Origin of the sequence: Cerasicoccus frondis, assembly GCA_031296915.1 — a bacterium.
Taxonomy (GTDB): Bacteria; Verrucomicrobiota; Verrucomicrobiia; order Opitutales; family Cerasicoccaceae; genus Cerasicoccus; species Cerasicoccus frondis.
On record JAVDPC010000049.1, the window covers coordinates 1 to 20730 of the forward strand.

At 58.8% G+C, this 20730-nt stretch carries 18 protein-coding genes and 1 tRNA gene; 16 read left to right on the forward strand and 3 right to left on the reverse strand.

Features of this window, described 5'->3' with window-relative positions; translation table 11 throughout:
* Nucleotides 1-225: 225 nt before the first annotated feature.
* The 5 genes from RBB63_RS22755 (at nt 226) to RBB63_RS22775 (ending at nt 9087) form a co-directional block, all read left to right on the forward strand.
* Complete coding sequence (locus RBB63_RS22755; RefSeq protein ID WP_309387676.1) at nt 226-2100, forward strand: hypothetical protein; 1875 nt, start codon at nt 226-228, stop codon at nt 2098-2100.
* A 9-nt stretch (nt 2101-2109) separates the two neighbouring features.
* Complete coding sequence (locus tag RBB63_RS22760) at nt 2110-2310, forward strand: hypothetical protein (protein ID WP_309387677.1); 201 nt, start codon at nt 2110-2112, stop codon at nt 2308-2310.
* A 140-nt stretch (nt 2311-2450) separates the two neighbouring features.
* Nucleotides 2451-3755 carry a dicarboxylate/amino acid:cation symporter gene (locus tag RBB63_RS22765; RefSeq protein WP_309387678.1) on the forward strand — a complete coding sequence of 435 codons (1305 nt, stop codon included), beginning with the start codon at nt 2451-2453 and terminating at the stop codon, nt 3753-3755.
* Between the two features lie 104 nt (nt 3756-3859).
* Nucleotides 3860-7333 carry a collagen-like triple helix repeat-containing protein gene (locus RBB63_RS22770; protein ID WP_309387679.1) on the forward strand — a complete coding sequence of 1158 codons (3474 nt, stop codon included), beginning with the start codon at nt 3860-3862 and terminating at the stop codon, nt 7331-7333.
* Between the two features lie 179 nt (nt 7334-7512).
* Nucleotides 7513-9087 carry an ankyrin repeat domain-containing protein gene (locus RBB63_RS22775; RefSeq protein WP_309387680.1) on the forward strand — a complete coding sequence of 525 codons (1575 nt, stop codon included), beginning with the start codon at nt 7513-7515 and terminating at the stop codon, nt 9085-9087.
* 186 nt (nt 9088-9273) lie between these two features.
* Here RBB63_RS22775 and RBB63_RS22780 read toward each other — a convergent pair.
* Nucleotides 9274-9350, reverse strand: a tRNA-Val gene (locus tag RBB63_RS22780).
* Between the two features lie 132 nt (nt 9351-9482).
* Between RBB63_RS22780 and ilvN the strand changes: the two genes are divergently transcribed.
* The 3 genes from ilvN to RBB63_RS22795 all read left to right on the forward strand — a co-directional run bounded on the left by ilvN (nt 9483) and on the right by RBB63_RS22795 (nt 11938).
* The gene (ilvN, locus tag RBB63_RS22785) at nt 9483-9992 is read left to right on the forward strand and encodes an acetolactate synthase small subunit (RefSeq protein WP_309387681.1); all 510 of its coding nucleotides are present in this window, start codon (nt 9483-9485) and stop codon (nt 9990-9992) included.
* A 124-nt stretch (nt 9993-10116) separates the two neighbouring features.
* The gene (gene ilvC / locus RBB63_RS22790; RefSeq protein ID WP_309387682.1) at nt 10117-11151 is read left to right on the forward strand and encodes a ketol-acid reductoisomerase; all 1035 of its coding nucleotides are present in this window, start codon (nt 10117-10119) and stop codon (nt 11149-11151) included.
* A gap of 79 nt (nt 11152-11230) precedes the next feature.
* Nucleotides 11231-11938 (forward strand): alpha/beta hydrolase, encoded by a 708-nt coding sequence (locus RBB63_RS22795; protein WP_309387683.1) that lies wholly within the window; start codon nt 11231-11233, stop codon nt 11936-11938.
* On the opposite strand, the gene RBB63_RS22800 is transcribed toward RBB63_RS22795, so the two are convergent.
* Complete coding sequence (locus tag RBB63_RS22800) at nt 11935-12564, reverse strand: hypothetical protein (protein ID WP_309387684.1); 630 nt, start codon at nt 12562-12564, stop codon at nt 11935-11937. The genes RBB63_RS22795 and RBB63_RS22800 overlap by 4 nt on opposite strands.
* 113 nt (nt 12565-12677) lie before the next feature.
* On the opposite strand from RBB63_RS22800, the gene hemC reads away from it, so the two are divergent.
* From hemC to RBB63_RS22825, 5 genes are all read left to right on the forward strand, one after another.
* Entirely contained in the window at nt 12678-13535 is an 858-nt protein-coding gene (hemC, locus tag RBB63_RS22805; protein ID WP_309387685.1) for a hydroxymethylbilane synthase, read from the forward strand.
* 44 nt (nt 13536-13579) lie between these two features.
* Nucleotides 13580-13753 (forward strand): hypothetical protein, encoded by a 174-nt coding sequence (locus RBB63_RS22810; RefSeq protein WP_309387687.1) that lies wholly within the window; start codon nt 13580-13582, stop codon nt 13751-13753.
* A 59-nt stretch (nt 13754-13812) separates the two neighbouring features.
* Entirely contained in the window at nt 13813-14322 is a 510-nt protein-coding gene (locus RBB63_RS22815) for a hypothetical protein (RefSeq protein WP_309387689.1), read from the forward strand.
* A gap of 2 nt (nt 14323-14324) precedes the next feature.
* Nucleotides 14325-15845 (forward strand): uroporphyrinogen-III C-methyltransferase, encoded by a 1521-nt coding sequence (gene cobA / locus RBB63_RS22820; RefSeq protein WP_309387691.1) that lies wholly within the window; start codon nt 14325-14327, stop codon nt 15843-15845.
* Between the two features lie 62 nt (nt 15846-15907).
* Nucleotides 15908-16771: a substrate-binding periplasmic protein gene (locus RBB63_RS22825; protein ID WP_309387692.1), complete on the forward strand. Its 864-nt coding sequence runs from the start codon at nt 15908-15910 to the stop codon at nt 16769-16771.
* A gap of 22 nt (nt 16772-16793) precedes the next feature.
* On the opposite strand, the gene RBB63_RS22830 is transcribed toward RBB63_RS22825, so the two are convergent.
* Nucleotides 16794-16928, reverse strand: coding sequence for a hypothetical protein (locus RBB63_RS22830; protein ID WP_309387693.1), 135 nt, complete (start codon nt 16926-16928; stop codon nt 16794-16796).
* Between the two features lie 109 nt (nt 16929-17037).
* Between RBB63_RS22830 and RBB63_RS22835 the strand changes: the two genes are divergently transcribed.
* The 3 genes from RBB63_RS22835 to RBB63_RS22845 all read left to right on the forward strand — a co-directional run bounded on the left by RBB63_RS22835 (nt 17038) and on the right by RBB63_RS22845 (nt 20615).
* Nucleotides 17038-19743 (forward strand): response regulator, encoded by a 2706-nt coding sequence (locus RBB63_RS22835; RefSeq protein WP_309387694.1) that lies wholly within the window; start codon nt 17038-17040, stop codon nt 19741-19743.
* 109 nt (nt 19744-19852) lie between these two features.
* The gene (locus tag RBB63_RS22840) at nt 19853-20140 is read left to right on the forward strand and encodes an ATP-dependent Clp protease adaptor ClpS (RefSeq protein WP_309387695.1); all 288 of its coding nucleotides are present in this window, start codon (nt 19853-19855) and stop codon (nt 20138-20140) included.
* Nucleotides 20133-20615 (forward strand): hypothetical protein, encoded by a 483-nt coding sequence (locus RBB63_RS22845; protein WP_309387696.1) that lies wholly within the window; start codon nt 20133-20135, stop codon nt 20613-20615. Before RBB63_RS22840 ends, RBB63_RS22845 begins: the two co-directional genes overlap by 8 nt.
* The last annotated feature ends 115 nt before the right edge of the window (nt 20616-20730 follow it).

A 20730-nucleotide genomic window follows, 5' to 3' on the forward strand; every position in this document is an offset into this window, starting at 1 on the left:
AGTGGCATGCCAAGTCATGCTTAAAACTGTTACCTATGTCACCGCACGTTTGTAACCCATCTTGACGGTCTATACAGAGACGATCCGCGCCACCTTGCTTGATCGGATGATGCATTTGTTTGGTAAACGCGCGTTGCCGCCAACAAACTTTCCGGCCATCTGGCCCTAAGTTTCCTTGCTTCCCGGGAAAACGCGGGCTACTCCTAGGCATCACCGATTTGACCTATGGCCTTGGAAGAAAACGTCCCACTACCAAAGATTAACAAAATTCCGTTCATCGTGTTCGATGTGGTGCTCCTGCTGTTTGCGGCAGTGATCGTGTTTCGAAGCGAATGGCCGCTGAGCCCGTTGATGTTCATGGGCTCGCTGTTTTTGGTCGCGATGGGCGGCGTCGTGGCGTGTTTGCCGTTTTACATCGAGTTCCGCACGCTGGCCAAGCTGAAGGAATACGACCTGAGCCAAGCCAACGACGAGAACGCGCGCCGGATCGAGCAGGCGCTTTACGGCATCCAGGAAATCGGGGAATCGGTCATTCAGTCGACGGATCGCAATGCGGAGATCGCCGGAGCGTTTGAGACTTTGCTGGAGCGTATGGAGTCGCGGATCAAGGAGATCAAGGCGGCGCCAGCGTCGGTCGGTGGTGTGGACCCCGAGCAGCTCAAGGAGGCGCTGAGCGAGCAATTTGAGTCCGTGCGCGACGAGTTTGCGCAGGCGATCATGGAGCAGGTCGCGGTGAATTCCGACCAACAGTTTAACAAGCTCAACTCCGCACTGTCCAAGCTCCAGGGCTTGCCGATGCAGGTCTCGCTGTTGGGCGACTTGGCCAACCGTTACCAGAGCCTGGTGGCGACGATTCAGGATACGGCGGCGCAGTTGGTGGAGTCTACGCCGGTTAGCCAGCCAAAGGCAGAGTCGCCGATCCCGGAAGACTCGCTGGACGGCGTGATCGAAGAGTCCGTTGAAGAGAATGTAGCCCCCGAGGCGCCCAACTACGGGATGATCGAGCTTCGCGGCGCACCCGAGGTGGACTCTGAGAAGTTCGACCAAATGGACGCGCGTTTCGAGGCGGAAATCGCCAAGGAAAAGGCCGAACGGGAAGCCGCCGCGCTCGCTGCAGCGGAAGAGCTAGCCGACACCGAGGCGGTTGAGGAACTTGAAGAGGAAGCGCCGGAAGCGGTCGAAGATGAGCCCGAAGACATGGAGTCCGTGGCTGCAGTGGAAGTTGAGGAGGCTGAAGCTGAGGAAACCGAAGAGCTGGACGAAGCGGAGTCCGCCGAGGATTTTGGCGAGTTGGACGCCCGCTACGAAGACGAGCTCGACGATGACGACGAATACGAGGAAGCGGATGAAGCCCACGACGACGCGGAACCGGAATTCCTGACCGAGGCAGATCTGGCTGATGAAGACGAGGAGGCTGAGCCGGAAGAAGACGAAGCGCTCATCGCTGAAGCTTCAGAAGCGGAAGAAGAAGCACCCGAAGCGGAAGCCGCGTTTGAGCCGGAGGAACTTTACGAAGAGTCAGAAGAAGCCATGCCGGAAATGAGCGCCGAGGCGCTGGCCGAGCTGGAAGAGGAAGAATTTGATATCGCCTTGAGCGACGACGATGAGATCGTCGCCGAGGAGGAGGCGCCGGAAGCGCCCGAGGAAGCAGCAGTTGCTGAAAGCGAAGCGGCGGAAGTTGTGGACGAAGAAGCTTCGGGCATGGGCTTTGACGATTGGGACGAGTTTGGCGAGATCGCTTCGGCGGAAGACGAAGAAGCCGCGCCAGCTGACCCTGAGCAGGGAGAGTTGATCGGCGATTTGCCGGACAGCCCAAAGTCCAAGCCCAAGAAGCAACGCGGTGCGACGACGCTGATTGCGCAGGTGCTGATCGGCATTGGCAACAAGCCATATGTGCGCGGCACCGGCCCAGGCTTGTCCGAAGATGAGGGCGTGCCCATGGAGTTTTTGGAAATCGGCAAGTGGCAATGGACGGCGCCCAGCAGCGACGAACCCGTCACGGTCCGTATTTACAAGAACGATGAGGACCCGGCCGAAGGCGATCCCGTGGAGATCCCCGCTGGCCAGCGACGCTCGGTTGCCCCCAAGTTCCCTAGCTGATTGCGAGCAGTGAAAAACGTTCAATTGGCATTTCGCGGTCGGCGCCGCACCAGACTTATCATTGCCTTTCTGGGGGCGTGGGCATTGCTGGCTGCGGGTTGCTCCAGCACAACCACACACTACGATGGCGCTGCCACAGTCAGCACAACGACTGGGCTGCCAGTGAATGACGGCCTGTTTCACATGCGCCCCTGCACGGTGGTGAAATGAGCTTAAAGTGAGCAAATTATAATAATTAAAGGTGCTGCGAGTGCGCCTTGTTTAGCTTGATCCAAGCGAACTGAGGCTGCTTCCACTTTAATTTTTAATTTTTTCCTTTAATCTTCCGCCCATGCGTCAAGCATAGGGCGATGAATCCACTGAAGTGGAAACTACACTGGCAAATACTGGCTGCCCTGATCCTGTCTGTCGTCGCGACAGCATTGGTCAAGGCGACGGGCGGAGCAGAATCCGCATTGGGGTCCAACCTGTTGGGCGCTTGCTCGTTTCTGGGCAAGCTGTTCATGAACGCGCTGAAGATGATCATCGTGCCCTTGGTGGCCAGTTCGATCATCTCGGCGATGGCGGGTCTGACGGGCGGCAAGGATTTTCGCCGCCTCGGCTTTAAGACGCTCGCGTATTACGTGTGCAGCGGCGCCGTCGCGGTGACGATTGGCCTCGTGCTGGTGAACATGATTTCGCCCGGCACGGTCGAGCCCGAGGTCGCCGCACGGATGGAGGCCAATGCTCAGGCCGCCAATGCGGGTGAGATCATCGAAGCCAAAGTCGCGGGCAAAAGCGCCCAGGATATTTGGGATGTGTTCCTGCGGATGTTCCCCGCGAACATCATCGAAAACGCCAGTGATAACGGGCAACTGCTCGGGCTGATCACCTTCAGCGTGCTGTTCGGCTTTTTCATCAGCCGCCTGGATGACAACTGGCGGGCGACGCAGCAGAATTTCTGGGAAGGCGCGAGCAAGGTGATGATCGCCATCACGGACCTCATTTTGAAATTTGCGCCGATTGGCGTGTTTGCGCTGGTGACGCCGCGCCTCGTCGAGCTGGGCATGGACTTGGTCGAGCCGCTGGCGCAGTTTACGGCAACGGTGCTGCTGGCTCTGGGTTTACACATTGCGGCGCTTTGCGGGGTGCTGGCGTTTTTCAAGGTCAACCCGTGGACGCACCTGAAGGCGATGTCCGATCCGCTGCTCACCGCGTTTTCCACGGCCAGCTCGGCGGGCACCCTGCCGCTGACGATGGAAACCGTGGAAAAAGACGCCAAGGTGTCGCCGCGCACGACGAGCTTCACCCTGCCGCTTGGCGCAACCGTCAACATGGACGGCACGGCGCTTTACGAGTGCGTCGTGGTGATCTTCGTGACGCAGGTCATGGCCGTGATTGACCCGAATTTCGACCCGCTGACACTGAGCCAGCAGATCATGGTGGTGATCCTCGCGCTGACGACGTCGATTGGCGTGGCGGGCGTTCCCTCGGCGAGCATTGTGGCGATCTTCCTGATTATGGGCGTGCTCGGGGTGCCTACAGAATACATCGGGCTGATCTGGGTGGTTGACCGCGCTCTGGACATGTGTCGCACCGCGGTGAATGTCTTCAGTGACACCTGCGCCGCCGTGATCATCGCCAAGACTGAAGGCGAGCCGGTTTACGAGGAATAGCGGCCCACGGCGTAGTCGCGCCAGTTTTGTTACGGTCATGCTTGTCTAATGCGCGTCATGGGAATATAGGAAGGACTTTCGCCTCCTACCGACTACTATTGCGCATGAAAGATTTAACTCTGGCCCTATCCGCTTTGCTGGGCGCCGCGAGCCTACTGAGCGCGCGTCCGCACACCGGCTTGCTGGATGTTTACCAGCTCTCGAACACCAACGCGCCGCAAGGCCTCAGCGTGCAACTTTCGGGGGCGACTTCGCCCGGGGTGGAGTTGTTGCACGACCAGATGAACACGGCCGACTATTGGCTGCGCCTTCCGGGCACGGGCGCCGATGGCGTGATGATCGCCTGCGTGGCTGAAGACGGTCGCAACAACGCCGCCTACGGTGGCCCTTCGGACACGCAATACCTGGCGGCCGACGCCGGGCCCAGCGGTTCGAGTTTCTATATTTCCGCCGTTGAGATGGACGGCGGAGAACGCAATATCGATGTCGCCTTTGGCTATTTCCCGATCACCGGCGACTCGCCTTGGCTGGCGGGCTTTTTCAGCGCCAATGGCGAGGGGCAGCCATTGTTTAAATACGCGGCGACGGCGGGCATCGAGCTGGGCTCGGAGTTTGTCGACCACGGTGATGGCACGATGACGCTCGACCTGCGCGGGCTCGGCGCGTCGTCGCAGGATGGCGTGCTGCTGGTCAACGGCTTCGCCAACCGCAGCCAGTTTGGGCAGTTTCAGCCGCACGACGACGGCACCTTTACGCTCTTTAGCCATGACCACGGGACGAATGTCGACACCTACGTGCGCGACGGCGTGTCCTTCGTTTATGTGCCGGTGGACCGCGTGGGCGAGGAGGGCTTGGTGGCCGTCGGGCGGGTTCGCGCGGACGCCACGAAAATACTCACCGGCGGCAATTATAACGTGACGAAGCTCAGCTCGCCCGCAGGCACGTATCAATTGAACATCCCGGGCTATGGTCCGGAGGACGGCACGCTGCTGATCAGTGCGCCGGGCGGCCAGTCGCATAACGTGGACAACATCGTCGCCTACACGCCGTCGACGAATTCGTGGCTCATCACCACGCGTGATTTGCCGAACCTGGGCCTGCAAAATATGGCCGCGGACAACGTCGCGTTCGACTTCGCTTTTTTCACCGGCACGGACGAAACCGACATCGCCGGCAAGCGCATTTACGTGGATCAAAACGCCACTGGCGGCAATTCCGGTGCGAGCTGGGACGACGCCTATACCTCGCTTGACGCCGCGCTGACGGCGGCCTTGGAGGGCGACGAAATCTGGGTTGCCCAAGGGACTTATAGGCCGGGCAATGGCTATGGGCGCAACGCCACGTTTTACATCGATGTGCCGGTTTCGCTCTACGGCGGTTTTGAGCCAGGGATGACGCATGTCCGCGAGCGCCGTGTGGGCGACGAGGCCAACCGCACCGTTCTCAACGGCGAGATCGGCAGCGGTGCACCCAGCGACAATGTCCACCGCGTCATCTCCGCTCACGAGCTGGGGGGCGCCCTCACGTTGGACGGCTTTGTCATCGGTGGCGGCTACCTGAAGCAGGCTGGCGAGTCGGGCTTTCTCGCCTTGGAAGGCGGGGGCGCCGGGTTGGGCGTCGACGGCAGCAGCTCCGTGACGGTGGTCAATTGCACCTTTGAGAACAACACTGCGGTTGGCCTGACCGACTCCAGTGACAATCCCACGCAGGCGACTTTTCTCGATGCCTATAATGCGGAAGGCGGCGCCATTTATTGCGGATTCGATGCCTCGCTATCGTTGGAAAATTGCCGCTTCATCGGCAACACCGCACAGGGCGGAGCTGGGGTGAGCGGACGCAGCAGTTTCCCGTATCGCGACGGCAGTCATGGTGGCAATGGCCTGGGGGGCGCGGTTTATGCAGAAGTCCAGCAGCTCGACCGTTGCTTCTTCGAGGAGAATCGCGCGATTGGCGGTGCCGGTGGTAATGGCTGGAGCGGCAGCAACGGCACGAACAATAATCCCAATGGATTCAATGGCACCGACGGCGGCAATGGCGGTGTCGGGCGCGGCGGTGCGGTCTATCACTTTGGCCAGGCCGACATCGATGAGAGTATTTTCAATGGCAACTTCGCGATCGCTGGCGCTGGGGGCGCCGGTGGTAGGGGCGGCAACGGCGACTGGGGAGCCGATGGCCCCGATGGCGATGACGACGGCAATGCAGGCGGCGATCCTGGCGGCCACGGCGGAGACGGTGGCCATGGTGGAGACGGCGGTAATGGTGGCGATGGTGGCCAGGCTCAGGGCGGCGCGATTTATATTAGCGTGAACACCGCAGTGTTTGATTTCTTCGACAGCGCCTTTGTTGGCAATGTCGCGGTGGCCTCCGCTGGGGGCGACGCGGGCGATGGGGGTAACCCCGGCAAAGGTGGCGATGGCGGTGACGGCGACGACATCGGCTTTGGCAACGCTGGTAACGGCGGCAATGGCGGCGACAACGGTGACGGCGGCGATGGCGGTGATGGTGGTCGCGCGGGTTATGGCTACGGTGGCGCGATTTACGCCGCCTCGAACTCGACCCAGCTCAGCATTCACAACTGTGCATTCGTGATGAATGAGGTCGACTACCTCGGGCCGGGCGAAGGCGGTAGCGGCAAAAATTACACCACCGTCGGCTTTGGTATCGCTGGTCGGCCCGGTGAGGCGACGATTATCGGCGACGACGGCTCCCCTGGCACTAATGGCGACTTGGGAATCCCGGGCGTGAATGGCGATAATGGTCCGTCGGGCGCCTTTGACGCGGCGGTCATTTACGCGGCCAACTATAGCTCAAACGCCATCCTGGCAGTCTATAATACGTTTTTCTTCGACAATCTCCTGCGCTCGCCCGGGGGGAATAGTCCGGTGGAGACGCATGTCTTGTTTAACAACCTGGCCGTGCTGCCAAACGCTGCGTTGGGGAATTACGCGGACGAATTGGCCGACAGTGATTTGAGCGATGGCTTCACCGAGCTGAGCTCGCTGAGCTTCATGATAGATGCGCCCGAGCGCGGCGACGACGGCTCTTGGCACAGGGGCGTGGCCGATAATGAATACGGCGACCTGCGTCACCGGGGCACTTCCTTTTTACTCGATATGGGAGATAACAGTGTTGCCAGCCAAGGCATCTTCGACACCGATCTGGCGGGCGCTCCCCGCTTTCAGGATGGCGCAATTGCGGTCGGGCCTTACGAATCTTACATGGCGAGCCTGAGTGGCGTTTACCCGTTTGAAGAAGACTCGAACGGCAACCAGGTCAGCAATCTCATGGAATACATGAGCGGCTACTTCGTGTTTGTGGACAATGGCTTGGCGCCCATTGGCGAGCTGACCAAGGAGGGCTCGCTGTTCTATTTCAACTTCCAGCATCGCATTAACGCATACGACGCTGAGAGCTGGCTGGAGGTTTCTTACGACCTCGACGAGTGGTTCGAACTCAGCGAGGAGGATTACACCAAGTTCAGCTCCTCCACGACCAACGGGGTCGAAACCGCGACGATCCGATTTAACCCCGGTACGGAGCATGTGTTCATCCGCCGTATCGCCCGCTCGGTGGAGTAGGGCAGATGGCGGTGGTTTCGCGTTGACCTGCCGGGCATTGGCTGGCTGACTTTCTCGTAGCTCATCTGGGAGCTTCCGGTCCGCGGAAAGGGAAAGTCCCGCCAGTGAACAACACATGCACTGGGATCATTACGATCCTCCAGCCCGCAGGCGGACAACGGGTAGAATCGGAGATCGTTATGAATAAGAAAATTCCCTCGCGGCCTAACCTCGAGTTCGACCGCAAGCAGGCCAAGGCCTTGCTCAAGCAAGTGCGCGCTGGTGAAAGCGCCGCCGTGCAACGCCTCGCGGAGTCGCATCCGCGCCCAACCGTGCCCGAGCCGAAGCTGGCCGATGCGCAACTGGTCATTGCCCGCGAATATGGCTTCAAAAGCTGGCCACAGTGGCGGACGTTTGTCGAAACGCGAAACCTCAGCCGGCGCGAACAGGCCGCCGAGGCCCTGCGCGCTATTTGCTCTAACGACGTGCGACGCGCCCGGGTGCTGCTCGATGCCGAGCCTAGACTCGCCCAAGAAGATTTCTACTTGGCCTGCGCCTGCGGTGAGGTGAATTTCGTGCGCCGTCAGTTAGCGGAAAAGCCGGAGCTGGTCTTCACCGAGGGCGGCGCGCTGGGGCAGCTTCCGCTGGAATACGTGTGCTTTTCGCGGCTGTTTCGCAGCGAGCCCGAGCGAGCGCCAGCATTGGCCGAGGTTGGTCAAATGCTGATCGAGGCCGGCGTTGCCAGCGGGCGTCCCTTGGCGGATTTCATGGAGCCGGTCGGTCGCGACACGCCGCTCTACGGCGCTGCGGGCATCGCCAACCACGCGGGGCTGACGCGCCTGCTGCTCGAAGCCGGGGCCGACCCCGACGAGGGCGAGCCGGAGCCCGACCCGAGCGACCCGCACAAGACGCCCTGGGGCACGGAGGCGCTTTATCACGCCAGCGAGTTTGCGGACACCGCCTGCCTGGAGCTGCTGCTCAAGGCCAAGCCGCACCCGATCCGCGTGAGCTATTGCCTGGGGCGGGCGCTGGATTTCGATAACCCGGCAGCGGTGAAACTCTACCTGGAGCACGGCGCGGACCTGAATTTCACCTACCACCTGACCTTCCTGCAGAAGGCCGTGCGCTACAACCGCTCGGCGGAAGTCGTGCGGCTGCTGCTGGAGGGCGGGGCCGATCCACACGCCGAAGACCCACGCGGGCTGACGGCGATTCGCTGGGCGGCGCGCCGCAATCGCGAAGACCTCGTGGCCCTGCTGGCCGAGCACGGCGCGACCGGCGTTACGGAGGAAGACCGCCTGCTGGGGCAGCTGTTTGCGGGCGAGGAAGTTGCATTCGCGGACGAGGTCCCCGCCGAACTACTGAGCGAGGCCACGCGGATCAACAACGTCCCAGCCATCCGCGCGCTCGTCGCGGCTGGGGCGGATATCGACGCCGTCGTCCGCGGCATCGACAATATGCCGATCCTGCACCAGGCCTGCTGGCGCGGCCACTTCGAGGCGGCGAGCGTCTTGATCGAGCTCGGCGCCGATGTCCACCAGCTCAACAGTTACGGCGGCGACGCTCTCGGCACGACAGTCTTCGGCTCCGAGCATTGCCACGACATCAACGGCGGCAACACCATGCGCCTGCCCGAGGAAAATACGCCCCGAGGCTACGCCAAAATCGTCGCGCTGCTCCTCGACCACGGCGCGCCCTTACCGTCAAAAATCGAGCACGGCAGCGAACCCATTCGCGAACTCCTCCGCCGCCACGGCGTGCCCGACCCGGAATAGTTTTCCGAAAACACCCGCCGCCGCTTGAGCACGCCTTGAGCGGCGGCTTTTTTTATGGGCCCAAGCAGCGATGAGCCGATTAAATGCCTTATTCGGCTCATCTATTAGGGCTTTCGTGAGCCGATTAGCCATGCTGCGGCGCTGCAGGCACAAAAAAAGACGCCGTGGGCGTCCTTCTTTTGAAAATGGTAGACGGTGCAGGGCTCGAACCTGCGACATCCTCGGTGTAAACGAGACGCTCTAGCCAACTGAGCTAACCGTCCATCTGGAAAACGCATGAACATGCGTGGTTTAGGGCGCCGTTCAAGGAAAAAGATGCGATAAACCGAAAAAAGTGCCAATTTTATGCTTCCGTTGGGAGAGGGGTTGCGTCATTTTCGGCAGCTTTTCCTCCCATGCGACACACGATCTCAGCACTAGTCGAAAATAAATTCGGAGTTCTTGCGCGGGTTGCTGGCATGTTCAGCGGCCGCGGGTTTAACATTGATACCCTCAATGTCGGCCCGACGCACGACCCGAAGTATTCTCGTATTACGATCACCCTGCGCGCCGAGGAACATGCGTTGGACATGGCGATCAAGCAGCTCGACCGCTTGATTAACGTCATCGACATTACGCACTTCGGCCATCGCAATGCATTTGTCGCTCGTGAGTTGGTCATGCTCAAAGTCCAGGCCAGCCGCGAGACACGCTCCGAAATCATCGAAGTGTGCGACATTTTCCGCGCCAAGGTCATCGACGTCACGCCGGAAGCGATCATCATCGAGTGCACGGGGAACGAAAACAAGATCCGCGCATTCCTGGAGCTCATCACGCCGTTTGGCATCCTGGAGCTGGCTCGCACGGGCAACGTCGCCCTGTTGCGCGGCCGCAACGACGCCCACGAGGACGAAGAGGAAGCCTAATTAATTTTCAATTCTCAATGGTCGATTATCTATTCTCAAAGGCCAGCGAGATGTGCCAAGCATCCATCAATTGAAAAACTGACAATTGATAATCGACAACTGACAACCAGAAATAAAACCCACAATGCCCGCAAAAGTATACACGGAAGCGGACGCCGATCTGAGCGTCCTCCAAGGCAAGACCCTCGCTGTTATCGGCTATGGTTCGCAGGGCCACGCCCATGCGCTGAACCTGAAGGATAGCGGCCTAAATGTGATCATCGGCCTCTACGAAGGCAGCAAGTCGAAGCCCGTCGCTGAAAAGCAAGGCTTCGAAGTCTTCTCGACCGCAGAAGCCGTCCAGAAGGCAGACGTCATCATGATCGCCCTGCCGGACATGAAGCAGGCTGACGTTTACGCAGCAGACATTGCTCCGAACCTCACCCCCGGCAAAACCATTCTCTTCACGCACGGTCTGGCGATTCACTACGACCTGATCAAGCCAGCTGAAGGCATCGACGTCATCATGGTCGCCCCGAAGGGCCCAGGCCACGTTGTGCGCACGCAGTATGTTGAAGGCAAGGGCGTTCCTACGCTGATCGCCGTCAACGAAGGCTCCTCCGAAGGCGCCAAGGACATCGCTCTCGCTTGGGCCAAGGGCATCGGCGGCGCACGCGCCGGCGTTATCCAGACCTCTTTCAAGGAAGAAGTGGAAACCGACCTCTTCGGCGAGCAAGCCGTGCTTTGCGGTGGCGCCAGCGCCCTCGTCATGGCTGGTTTCGAAACGCTGACCGAAGCCGGTTACGCTCCGGAAATGGCTTACTTCGAGTGCTTGCACGAACTGAAGCTGATCGTTGACCTCATGGTTGAGTCCGGCATCAGCGGCATGCGCTTCTCGATCTCCGAAACCGCTGAATACGGCGACTACGTTTCCGGCCCGCGCGTGATCAACGCCGAGTCCAAGGCTGCCATGAAGCAGGTCCTCAAGGAAATCCAGGACGGCACGTTCACCAAGAACTGGGTCCAGGAATACAAGGACGGCTGCCCGAACTACAAGCGCATGGCTCAGGAAGGCAAGGACCACCCGATCGAGAAGGTCGGCAAGGAACTGCGCGCCCTCATGCCCTGGGTTCCGAAGAAGGAAATCGGCGGCACCCAAGCCGAATACACCAGCAAGTAATTGCCGGAATTCAGTTAACTTTACTGCGGGAGAGTGCGAAATGCGCTCTCCCGTTTTATGTACTAGCTAAAGAAACGCCATGAATCTCTCTGAACACACCCTCGCCAGCCGTTGCGGCGCCTATGAGCGCCAAGTTTGGATTCTGTCCGGGCCGGTTGAGCCGCATCGCATGTGCATCTTCCTGGATGCCGAGCATTACACCCGCGACCTGAAGGCGCTGCCGGTGCTGGAGGAATTGCTCGCGACGGGAGTTCTGCCGCCGATGACGCTCGTTTTCGTGTCGCATGTTAGCGCGGCCGCCCGGCACGCAGACTACGCGTGCAATCTGGACTACGCGGCGTTCATCGCCGAGGATGTTTTTGATTGGGCGCGGGAGCGCTGCCCGGGCATTCAGGTGACGGGCAACATCATTGCAGGCCTGAGCTTGAGCGCCTTGCAGAGCGCCTACATCGTGCTGCGCTACACCTCAAGATTTGACTACTGCTTGGCGCAGTCGGGCGCGTTTTGGTGGAACGACAGCGCCTTCATGCGCGAAGCAAAGGAGCATTCCGCCGCCGGCCAGCGCTTCTGGCTCAGCGTCGGCAATCGCGAGACGCAGTCGGGCTTAACGCATCAACCCAGCGGCATGCGCCAGGATTTGAGTCAGTTGGACAGCGTTCGCGCTGCGGTGGATGTGCTTCGCTCAATCGGCAGCGAAGTCCATTACCACGAATACGAAGGTGGCCACGCCGCCAAGCCCTGGCGCGAAGAGCTGCCCGCAGCGTTTGCGTGGTTGCTGGGCAGCTAGTAACCGTCTGGGAATGAGCCGTTGAAATGCATTTCGGTCACGAAATCTTGGTGCTCCAGGCGAAGCCGCAGTAGCCCAGGTTGGGTCTTTAAGCGAATGATGGAGGCGCTTTCGACGTCGGAAGCGAAGTCCAGTAACTGCATGATTGGGGCTGGGGGGATAGCTCTTTCCAACTCTAGGTGCTGCAGGCGTTGCTCCAGGAAGCCGCGCCAGTTCTCGATGGGCTCCAGTTTTGGTGGCTTGAGTGATGGTTGGATGGGCTTATCTTGAAAGAACACCTTTGGAGTGAGATAGACACTCAGCGGGATGCCGCAATCGGCGATGATGCAATACGCGTAGCCAATCGCTCGCGCGAGGCGACCCGCCACGCGGTCCAGGGCTGCGATATTTAAATGAGGCGTTGACAATAGCTCGAATGAGTCGGCGTCGATAGTGGCGACCGCAGTGAAAGCTGGGGCGCTTGAATCGTGTAGTTTGATCGTGGCTTCTGTTTCTGCCCATTCAACTGCCAGCTCAGGTACTTGCTTTTTCAGCAATTCGGCTAAGGCGCGCCCCGACGGGTGTTGATAGCCCTCAACTGGCGGAGAGATGCTGGCGTAGATTTTTGCTGTCGAGGGATCAGCCATGGTTTCTTGGATATAAAATGAGAAAGCATTAGCCAAGTTAAGCCAAATCCGCCCCAGTATTCCGAAATTGACTGTTGGCGGGGAATCCTTTTGCTTGGCCGCTATTTTTTCCCATGTCCGACCAACCAATCATACTCGCGACGCGGCGTAGTCCGCTGGCGCTTTGCCAGGCCAATCTGACCAAGGCGCACGTGGAGCGCGTCTTTGCTGGCGCGACTGCGGAGCTGAAGGAGTTCGTCACCACCGGCGATAAGAAGACCTCGTGGTCGCTCGAAGACAAGGGCGGCAAAGGGCTCTTCACCAAGGAGCTGGAAGATGCGTTGCTGGACGGTGGGGCTGACTTGGCCGTGCACTCAGCCAAGGATTTGCCGACGGAAATGCCCGAGGGCCTGGCGCTGGCGGCTTACCTGCCGCGCGAGGTCACGAACGACGTGCTCATCGTCCGCGAAGGCGTGGCGAAGCCGAAGATGATCGCTACCAGCAGCCCGCGCCGCCGCCTGCAGCTCAAGCAGGTGTTCCCATGCGCGGTGTGGAGCGAAATTCGCGGCAACGTCGACACCCGTCTGCGCAAGATCGTGAATGGTCAAGCCGACGCCACAGTGCTTGCAGCGGCTGGCTTGCGCCGTTTGGGCATCCAGGGCTACGAGGGCGTAGTTTTCAAGCCGCTGACGATTCAGCAGGTGGTTCCGGCAGTGGGGCAGGGTGCGATTGCGTTGCAGTGCCGTGTGGAGGATGTCGAGAAATTTGCGGCTCTGGCTTGTGCCGCCACGACCTTTGCCGTGGAGCTGGAGCGAAAGTTTCTCGCGGCGATGGGGGGCGGTTGCCACACCGCGACTGCGGGCCATGTCTGCAATGGCCAGTTGCTAACCTTTCATGAGGACACCGGCCATCAGGACTTCGATCTACCGAAGGCGGGCGAGGACGTCGACGAATGGCTGGCGGAAGTCGTGGCGCGCGTTGTCAGCGCTTAGGCTGGCTTGACTAATCTATTCCGCTTGTTTTTATTGGTATTAGGATGACACACGGACCATTCATTCAGTCAGCTGATCCGAAAGAGCAGGAGCGTGAGTTTCAGTTGATCAAGGAGTCGGCGAAGGAAGCCGCCCATGATCGCAAGAAGTTCATGCGCATGGCCATGGCGACTGGAATGTACACCAAGACGGGTCGTTTGAAGGCGCAATTTCAATAATGCCAGCCTACTCTATTGCGCTGGGCTATCACGGTTGTGACGCCACTGTCGCCGATGCCGTGATCAATGGCGCTGATATGCATCCCAGCAAAAACGACTACGATTGGTTGGGGCATGGTTATTATTTTTGGGAGGATGATCCTAAGCGGGCTCTGCAGTGGGCCAAGGAATCTGCCCGAAGCACTAAAGGAAAAATCAAGAAAGCAGCTGTTTTGGGCGCGGTTATTCGGCTGGGGCATTGTTTGAATTTGGCCGATGGGGCTTGTCTCGCTGAAGTGAAAATCGCCCACGATGTGTTAGCGCGATTCAGTAAGGAATTTGGCATGAGTATGCCGCAAAATAAGGGTAAAGATTTGGAAAGACGTTACTTGGATTGCTATGTCTTTGAGTGGCTCCATCAGTTCCGTGAAGACAAGGATTTGGCTGCTTATGACACCGTTCGCGGATTCTTTAGCGAAGGAGATGCGCTTTACCCCGGCTCTGAAATCCATTTAAGAGACCACATCCAAATCTGCGTTCGTAACCTTGATTGCATCGTCGGTTTCTTTCGGCCACGAATTTCATTTTAACTATGTCGACGCCAGGAACAGTTTATCTAGTCGGGGCGGGGCCGGGGGACACCGGGCTCGTGACCGTGCGCGCCAAGGAACTCATCGAACGCTGCGATGCGCTGGTCTATGATTACCTCGCCAATCCTGATTTGCTCAAGTGGACCAAGGTTGGTTGCGAGAAAATTTACGTCGGCAAGCGGAGCGGTTTCCACGCGATTCCGCAGGAGGAAATCGAGCAAATCCTGCTCAAACGCGCGAAGCAGGGCGATATGGTGGTGCGCCTCAAGGGCGGCGATCCATTCGTTTTTGGCCGTGGCGGCGAAGAGGCCGAAACGCTCGTCAAGGACGGCATCAGCTACGAGATTGTGCCCGGTGTGACTGCGGCGCTGGCTTCGGCGGCCTACGCAGGCATTCCCTTGACTCACCGCGAATACAGCTCGTCGGTGGCATTCCTGACTGGTCATGAGGACCCGGAAAAGCACGAAATGCATGTGCGCTTTGAGGAGTTCGCCAAGGTCGGCGGCACGCTGTGCATTTACATGGGCATGGGCCACCTGGGCGAAATTGTCGACCGACTCGTCGCAGCGGGTCTGGCCAAAGACACGCCGGTGGCGATTGTTCAATGGGCGACAACGCCTCGCCAGCGAAGCCTGGTGTCCACGTTGGAAAATGTTGTCGCCGCCAAGGAAGAAGCCGGGCTCAGTTCACCGGCGGTTGTGGTGATCGGTTCGGTGGCGACCTTGAGCGACAAGATCGGCTGGTTTGAGCAGCGCCCGTTGTTTGGCAAGCGTGTCGTGGTGACGCGTAGTCGCGAGCAGGCCAGCGAGCTTTCCGCCGCGTTGACCAGCCTCGGCGCCGAGGTGTTGGAGCTGCCGTTGATCGAGATTGCCGAAGACGAGGAATCGACTGGCGATGAAATTTGGCCGACATTGGGCAGCTATCGCTGGATCGTTTTCACGAGCCCGAATGGCGTGAAATATTTCTTCGAGAAGTTTCACCGCAAGTTTGCAGACATCCGCGCATTTGGCGGCATGCGCATTGCGTGCATCGGCGAGACAACGGCCAAAGCGGTGCGTGAGCAGCGGCTGGCGGTGGATTTAATTCCGGAGGAGGCCGTCGCGGAAAATCTGGCCGAGGAACTTCTGCGCGCGGAGACGCTGGAAAACGAAACCGTGCTGGTGGTGACGGGTAACCGCAACCGCGATGTGCTGGTGGAGAAGCTCGAGGAGGCGCAGGCGATTGTCGATACGTTCCCGGTCTACCGGACGGAGTTGACGGACCTGGAGTCCCATCCGGCGGCGATGCGGTTTCGTGAGGTCGGCGCGGATGCGATTACGTTCGCGAGTTCCAGCGCGGTGGACGGCTTTGTGCAGCAGGCTAAAAATTTGCAACCAGACGCCGAGGCCCGTCGTCCCAAGGGCGTGGCGATTGGCCCGAAAACGGCGGAACGCATGCGGCAGATCGGGTTGCCGGTGGATCGGTTGGCCAAGCAGGCGTCGATTGAAGGCTTGGTCAAGGCGGTTCGTTCGCTGTGGGAGTAGCATCTGCCGCTGTCAGGTGATATGGAAAATGGTCTCAGTTGAATCTTGACCATTATCCCCAGATGACCGCAAATTCTGCCGTGCTTATTGCATCCATTTCTTTTTTTCGCGCCGGAAAGACCTTTTCCGGCTTTTTCGGACGTTTTCTTCTGGTCTGCGCGCTGATGATGGCCGGGTTGGGCATGGGCGGCTGTGAGAGCCTGGGCGGTTCCAGCAAAAGCTCAGCATCGACGCAGATGGCGCCATCGCCTAATGTTCTGCGGGTAGGCGTCTCCGCCGACATGCCGCCGTTTGTTTATAAGCAGGATGGCAAGCTCGTGGGCCTGGAGATCGATATGGCCCGCCAAATGGGCAAGGATTTGGGCCGTGAAGTCTACTTCATCGAAATGGATTGGGAGGATCTGATCCCGGCTCTCCAAGCAGACAAGATAGACATTCTCATGGCTGGCATGAACTACACGCCAGAGCGGAATTCGATCATTTCCATGACGACGCCCTACATGAACAGCGGTCAGATGGCGTTGGTGTTGCGTAAAAACGCAGGGAATTACGCGCTGGCGGGTCAAATTGGCAACACCAAGGGCAAGGTCGGCGCGGAGAAGGGCACGACGGGGGAGTTCCTTGTGCAGTCCAGTTTTCCCAATGCGGAGTTGGTCACATTTGACTCTGCGGAGAAAGGCGCCCTTGCCGTGGCTGACGGCAAGGTCGATATGTTGATCCATGATGCGCCGACCATTTACTGGTTGGCGGGCACATACCAAAATCGCGGGGTGACCCCCGCTCGACCGGTGCTCACCGTAGACCAGATGGTCTGGGGAGTCAGCCGGGACAATCCGGAGCTATTGCAGAAGGTCAACAGCCTGGTGGTTACCTGGGCGGCCAATGGAGAGCTGAATCGCATTGTACGCCGGTGGGTCAGCATTTAAGGCTGTCGCATCTGCCTATCACTTAGCTGGTTAGTAGCAGATACAGGTTAAACAGCAGGATGAACAAGCCGACTGCGGCGACTACATAAACCATGGGCCAGGGCTTCTTTTCGGCCTTGGGAGATTCGTTTTCCGAAGTTGTTGGTTGGTCGGGCATATCGTAGCTGGACGCTTGGTTAAGCGTCGGTTTTGTTAAATGTATTTGTCAAATGGGTTAAATTTGATAAGGCTTTTTCGTTCCGGTAATGAGTAATATCACCCCGTCAATGACAGATAACCTGGCCAAGGTCATGCCCTGGCCCTTTGCATTATGCGATCGAAAGGGTAATATTGTTCATTGCAACGACGTTTTCATGCGTCTGATAGGGGCTGAAGGCGGTAATTGCATCGGTCAGAACCTGACGGAGGTCATGTCTACCATCCAGTCTGGTAATGACCTGGAGCAATTATTTGCGGCGACGGGGCAGACCGCCTGGCATGGCAAGCTGCGCATTGCTGGATCGCAGAACCTGATTTTAGAGGCGTTGTTACAGGCGGATCCAGACACGCCGGAGCAGTTGTGGCTCATTGTCATGGAAAATCCGGTGGTGAATGACCAGATGATCCTCAATCCGCGCAGTGAGCTGCGGTTGCTGCAGATCTTGATGGATCACACACTGGACTATGTCTATTTCACCGACATTCACGGGCGATTCGTCATCACCAACCGCGCATTTCAGCGAGCTTTGGAAACACAGTATCCCGGGCAGGAGGTCGGGAAATCGATCCGCGACTTCGTCACCCGCGAAACCGCCCGCTGGGTGTGTGAGACGGATCAGGATGTCCTGACTTCGCTGAAGCCGATCGTCAATCACGTGGGGCTGTTTCAGATCCGCAATGGCGGCGCCCATTGGCTCCAAACGACGAAGATGCCGGTCTTTGACCACAATCGCCTGTGCATCGGCCTCGTATCGGTGAGCCGCGACATTTCGGAGGCGCGTCAGACGGAAAACCGTTTGCGCAAGGCGATCCAGCGCGCCGAGCAGGCGAACCAGGCCAAGAGCGACTTCCTGGCGAATATGAGCCATGAAATTCGCACGCCGATTAACGGCATTATCGGCATGAGCGAGCTGTGCCTGGAGAGCGATCTTTCACCCGATCAGGAGCGCTATTTGCAAACCGTCCTCAGCTGTAGCAACACCCTGTTGGCGCTGGTGAATGATATTTTGGACTTTTCCAAGATCGAGGCCGGGCAACTGGAGCTGGAGAACATCGATTTCGATCTGCGCGAGGCGGTTGAGGACACTGTCGACCAATTCGTCTCACTTTCGCGCGACCGTGGACTGGAGTTAGCGGTGAACATCGACCCGCGTCTGCCTGCCGTGGTCGCGGGCGATCCGATCCGCGTCCGGCAGGTGTTGAACAACCTGGTCAGCAACGCCGTCAAATTCACCGAAGAGGGCGAAGTCATCATCAGCGTGCGCCAAATGAGCATCAATGCCGAGGTCCTGCGCCTGCAAGTGGCGGTCTCAGATACCGGCATCGGCATCAACGAGGCGCGCTTGGATCACATTTTCGACACGTTCACGCAGGGGGATTCGTCCACTACGCGCAAATACGGCGGCACTGGCTTGGGGCTGTCCATTGCGCGCAAGCTTGCCCGGATGATGGGCGGCGACATCACCGCCTCCAGCGAGCTGGGCAAAGGCGCCACCTTTACCGTGGAGCTGGATGTGGGCTGTGTGAGCAGCGAGGCCGAGAGCGAAATGCTCAGCCTGGAAGAATTGCATGGCTGCCGGGTGCTCATCGTCGACGACAATCTGACCAACCGCCAGATTCTGGAAGAAGTCTGTCGTCACTGGGGCCTGTTGCCCACGACGTGCGACGATGGCGTCAAAGCTATTTCCCGCATGGAGCGGGCGATTGCCGACGGCACGCCCTTTCAGCTGTTGCTGTTGGACCAACAAATGCCGGGCCTCAGCGGCACCGATGTGGCGTCGCTGGTGCATAGCCGCGCCCGTTTGCGGGAGATCAAAATGATCATCCTGACTTCGGCGATTACGACGGAGGAGCGCCAACGCGGCCGCTTGATGGGCATTGGCCGGTTCCTGACCAAGCCAGTGAAGCAGAACGACTTGCGCGAAGCAGTGTTGGATGTGTTTGATTTATCGCCGGAGGGCGCGGCAAGGCGAATTGTTCCGGAATCCCGGCCAGCGCCGTTCACGATGGCGCCGGGAGAGCAGATGCCGTCTTTGCGTATCTTGCTGGTGGAGGACAACCTCATCAACCAGGAGGTGACCTTGCAGCGGTTGACCAAGCTCGGGCATGAAGTGACCGTGGCCAATGACGGCGTGGAGGCACTCGAAACGTTCCAATCCTTGGAGTTTGACCTCATCTTGATGGACGTCCAGATGCCCAAGATGGATGGTCTGGAGGCCACCCGACGCATCCGCGATCTTGAGGCAAATTTGAAGCGGCGCACGCCGATCATCGCCATGACCGCCCGCGCGATGCGGGGAGATGAGCAGGTCTGCATCGACGCGGGCATGGACGGCTACCTCACCAAGCCCTTCCGCGCCGCAAAAATGCGTGAAGTGCTGATGAAAATTCTCGACCGAATCGATCAGGCGGCCCGGGTCACCGTCAGTGGCCCGGAATACAACCCTGTGGGCATCACTGCGGAGTTGGATGAAGAGGACCAGGAGGATATGTTGCTGGCCGCTCGGATGTTCAGCGAGAATTGGGACGCGGAATTCAAGGATTTCCGGCGCGGCGCCGGGGAGCACGACTACAAGGCGCTCCAGCACTACGCGCATTCGCTCAAAGGCGCGTCCGGGCTTTTGCGGGCGATTCGCCTCGGCCAATGCGCCGCCTGCCTGGAGGATGCCGCCCGTCGACACGATTGCGCGGGGGTGGATGAAGCGTTGGAGGAGCTCGAACGTGAAGGCGCCCGAATTCGCAAGGCATTGGAATTGTTCTTGCTTGGTCAGTAGTGCGTCGATGCTCTAGAGCCTTAGGACCTGCGCATGTTGACGTCGCGCATGGCAAGGCTTGATCTTGTCGGGCATCAGCGTAGATTATGAGATCTTTTTAATGATCAACATGGCCACCAGCAGCCCATTTACCGAGAGCGAGACGGACACCGCCGTGGCGACGGCATTGCCGTGGAACGTTGTCGTGCTCAATGATCCGGTGAATTTGATGAGCTATGTGGTCCTCGTTTTTCGGCGCGTGCTCGGCTTTGATGATGAGAAGGCGCGCAAGCATATGCTGGAAGTGCACGAGCTGGGCCGCTCCATTGTGTGGTCCGGGGACCGCGAAAAAGCCGAAACCTACGTCCACGAGTTGCACAAGTGGCAATTGAACGCGAAATTGGAACGGGATGCCTAGGTTAGCGATCAAGATTAGCCCGTTCTACATCCAGGCGCTCCTGGATGTCGTTGAACCAATCGAAAAGCGCCTGCGCCTGCAGGTGGCGGTCAACCTGGATGGCGCTCCGGACGATGATGAGATTTTGCTGGAAGCCTGGCGTGACAGCTTGCTGGAACAACTGCGCGAAGACGCCAGCTACCTGATCGAACTGCTGAATCAGTTATCGCCGGAACGACCTCTGGAGCTGTCGGAGGAAGACGCCGAGAGCGCCTTGCGCGCAGCTTCCGCCGTGCGCTTGAAAATTCGCGAAGCCTTCTTAAACCGTTTTTCGGAGGAAGCTCTGGAGCGGGACGCGGTGGAGGTCGCCATGCTCAGCCCTGAAGAGCAAAAGCCCTACGCTTGCTTCACTTTTCTGGCGCGATTCCAGGAAATGCTCGTCGTCCAGCTCATGCCGGAATTCTACGACTTCGACGACGAAGAAGAAGACGATTAACGGAATCGTTTCTCGAACAATTCCTAGAGCACTTTTCATCTAGTGTTCCGTTAGCTTAGTTTATTGCAAAATTGATTAATTTTGTGGAAGATGTCATCAGCTGAAGCGGTCCATT

Coding starts and splice junctions, on each gene's coding strand:
- RBB63_RS22825 (WP_309387692.1), top strand. CDS start 15,908: ATGACCGCAAATTCTGCCGTGCTTATTGCATCCATTTCTTTTTTTCGC.
- RBB63_RS22845 (WP_309387696.1), top strand. CDS start 20,133: ATGCCTAGGTTAGCGATCAAGATTAGCCCGTTCTACATCCAGGCGCTC.
- RBB63_RS22795 (WP_309387683.1), top strand. CDS start 11,231: ATGAATCTCTCTGAACACACCCTCGCCAGCCGTTGCGGCGCCTATGAG.
- RBB63_RS22770 (WP_309387679.1), top strand. CDS start 3,860: ATGAAAGATTTAACTCTGGCCCTATCCGCTTTGCTGGGCGCCGCGAGC.
- RBB63_RS22755 (WP_309387676.1), top strand. CDS start 226: ATGGCCTTGGAAGAAAACGTCCCACTACCAAAGATTAACAAAATTCCG.
- RBB63_RS22840 (WP_309387695.1), top strand. CDS start 19,853: ATGGCCACCAGCAGCCCATTTACCGAGAGCGAGACGGACACCGCCGTG.
- hemC (WP_309387685.1), top strand. CDS start 12,678: ATGTCCGACCAACCAATCATACTCGCGACGCGGCGTAGTCCGCTGGCG.
- RBB63_RS22830 (WP_309387693.1), bottom strand. CDS start 16,928: ATGCCCGACCAACCAACAACTTCGGAAAACGAATCTCCCAAGGCCGAA.
- RBB63_RS22775 (WP_309387680.1), top strand. CDS start 7,513: ATGAATAAGAAAATTCCCTCGCGGCCTAACCTCGAGTTCGACCGCAAG.
- RBB63_RS22835 (WP_309387694.1), top strand. CDS start 17,038: ATGACAGATAACCTGGCCAAGGTCATGCCCTGGCCCTTTGCATTATGC.
- cobA (WP_309387691.1), top strand. CDS start 14,325: ATGTCGACGCCAGGAACAGTTTATCTAGTCGGGGCGGGGCCGGGGGAC.
- ilvN (WP_309387681.1), top strand. CDS start 9,483: ATGCGACACACGATCTCAGCACTAGTCGAAAATAAATTCGGAGTTCTT.
- RBB63_RS22810 (WP_309387687.1), top strand. CDS start 13,580: ATGACACACGGACCATTCATTCAGTCAGCTGATCCGAAAGAGCAGGAG.
- RBB63_RS22800 (WP_309387684.1), bottom strand. CDS start 12,564: ATGGCTGATCCCTCGACAGCAAAAATCTACGCCAGCATCTCTCCGCCA.
- RBB63_RS22765 (WP_309387678.1), top strand. CDS start 2,451: ATGAATCCACTGAAGTGGAAACTACACTGGCAAATACTGGCTGCCCTG.
- ilvC (WP_309387682.1), top strand. CDS start 10,117: ATGCCCGCAAAAGTATACACGGAAGCGGACGCCGATCTGAGCGTCCTC.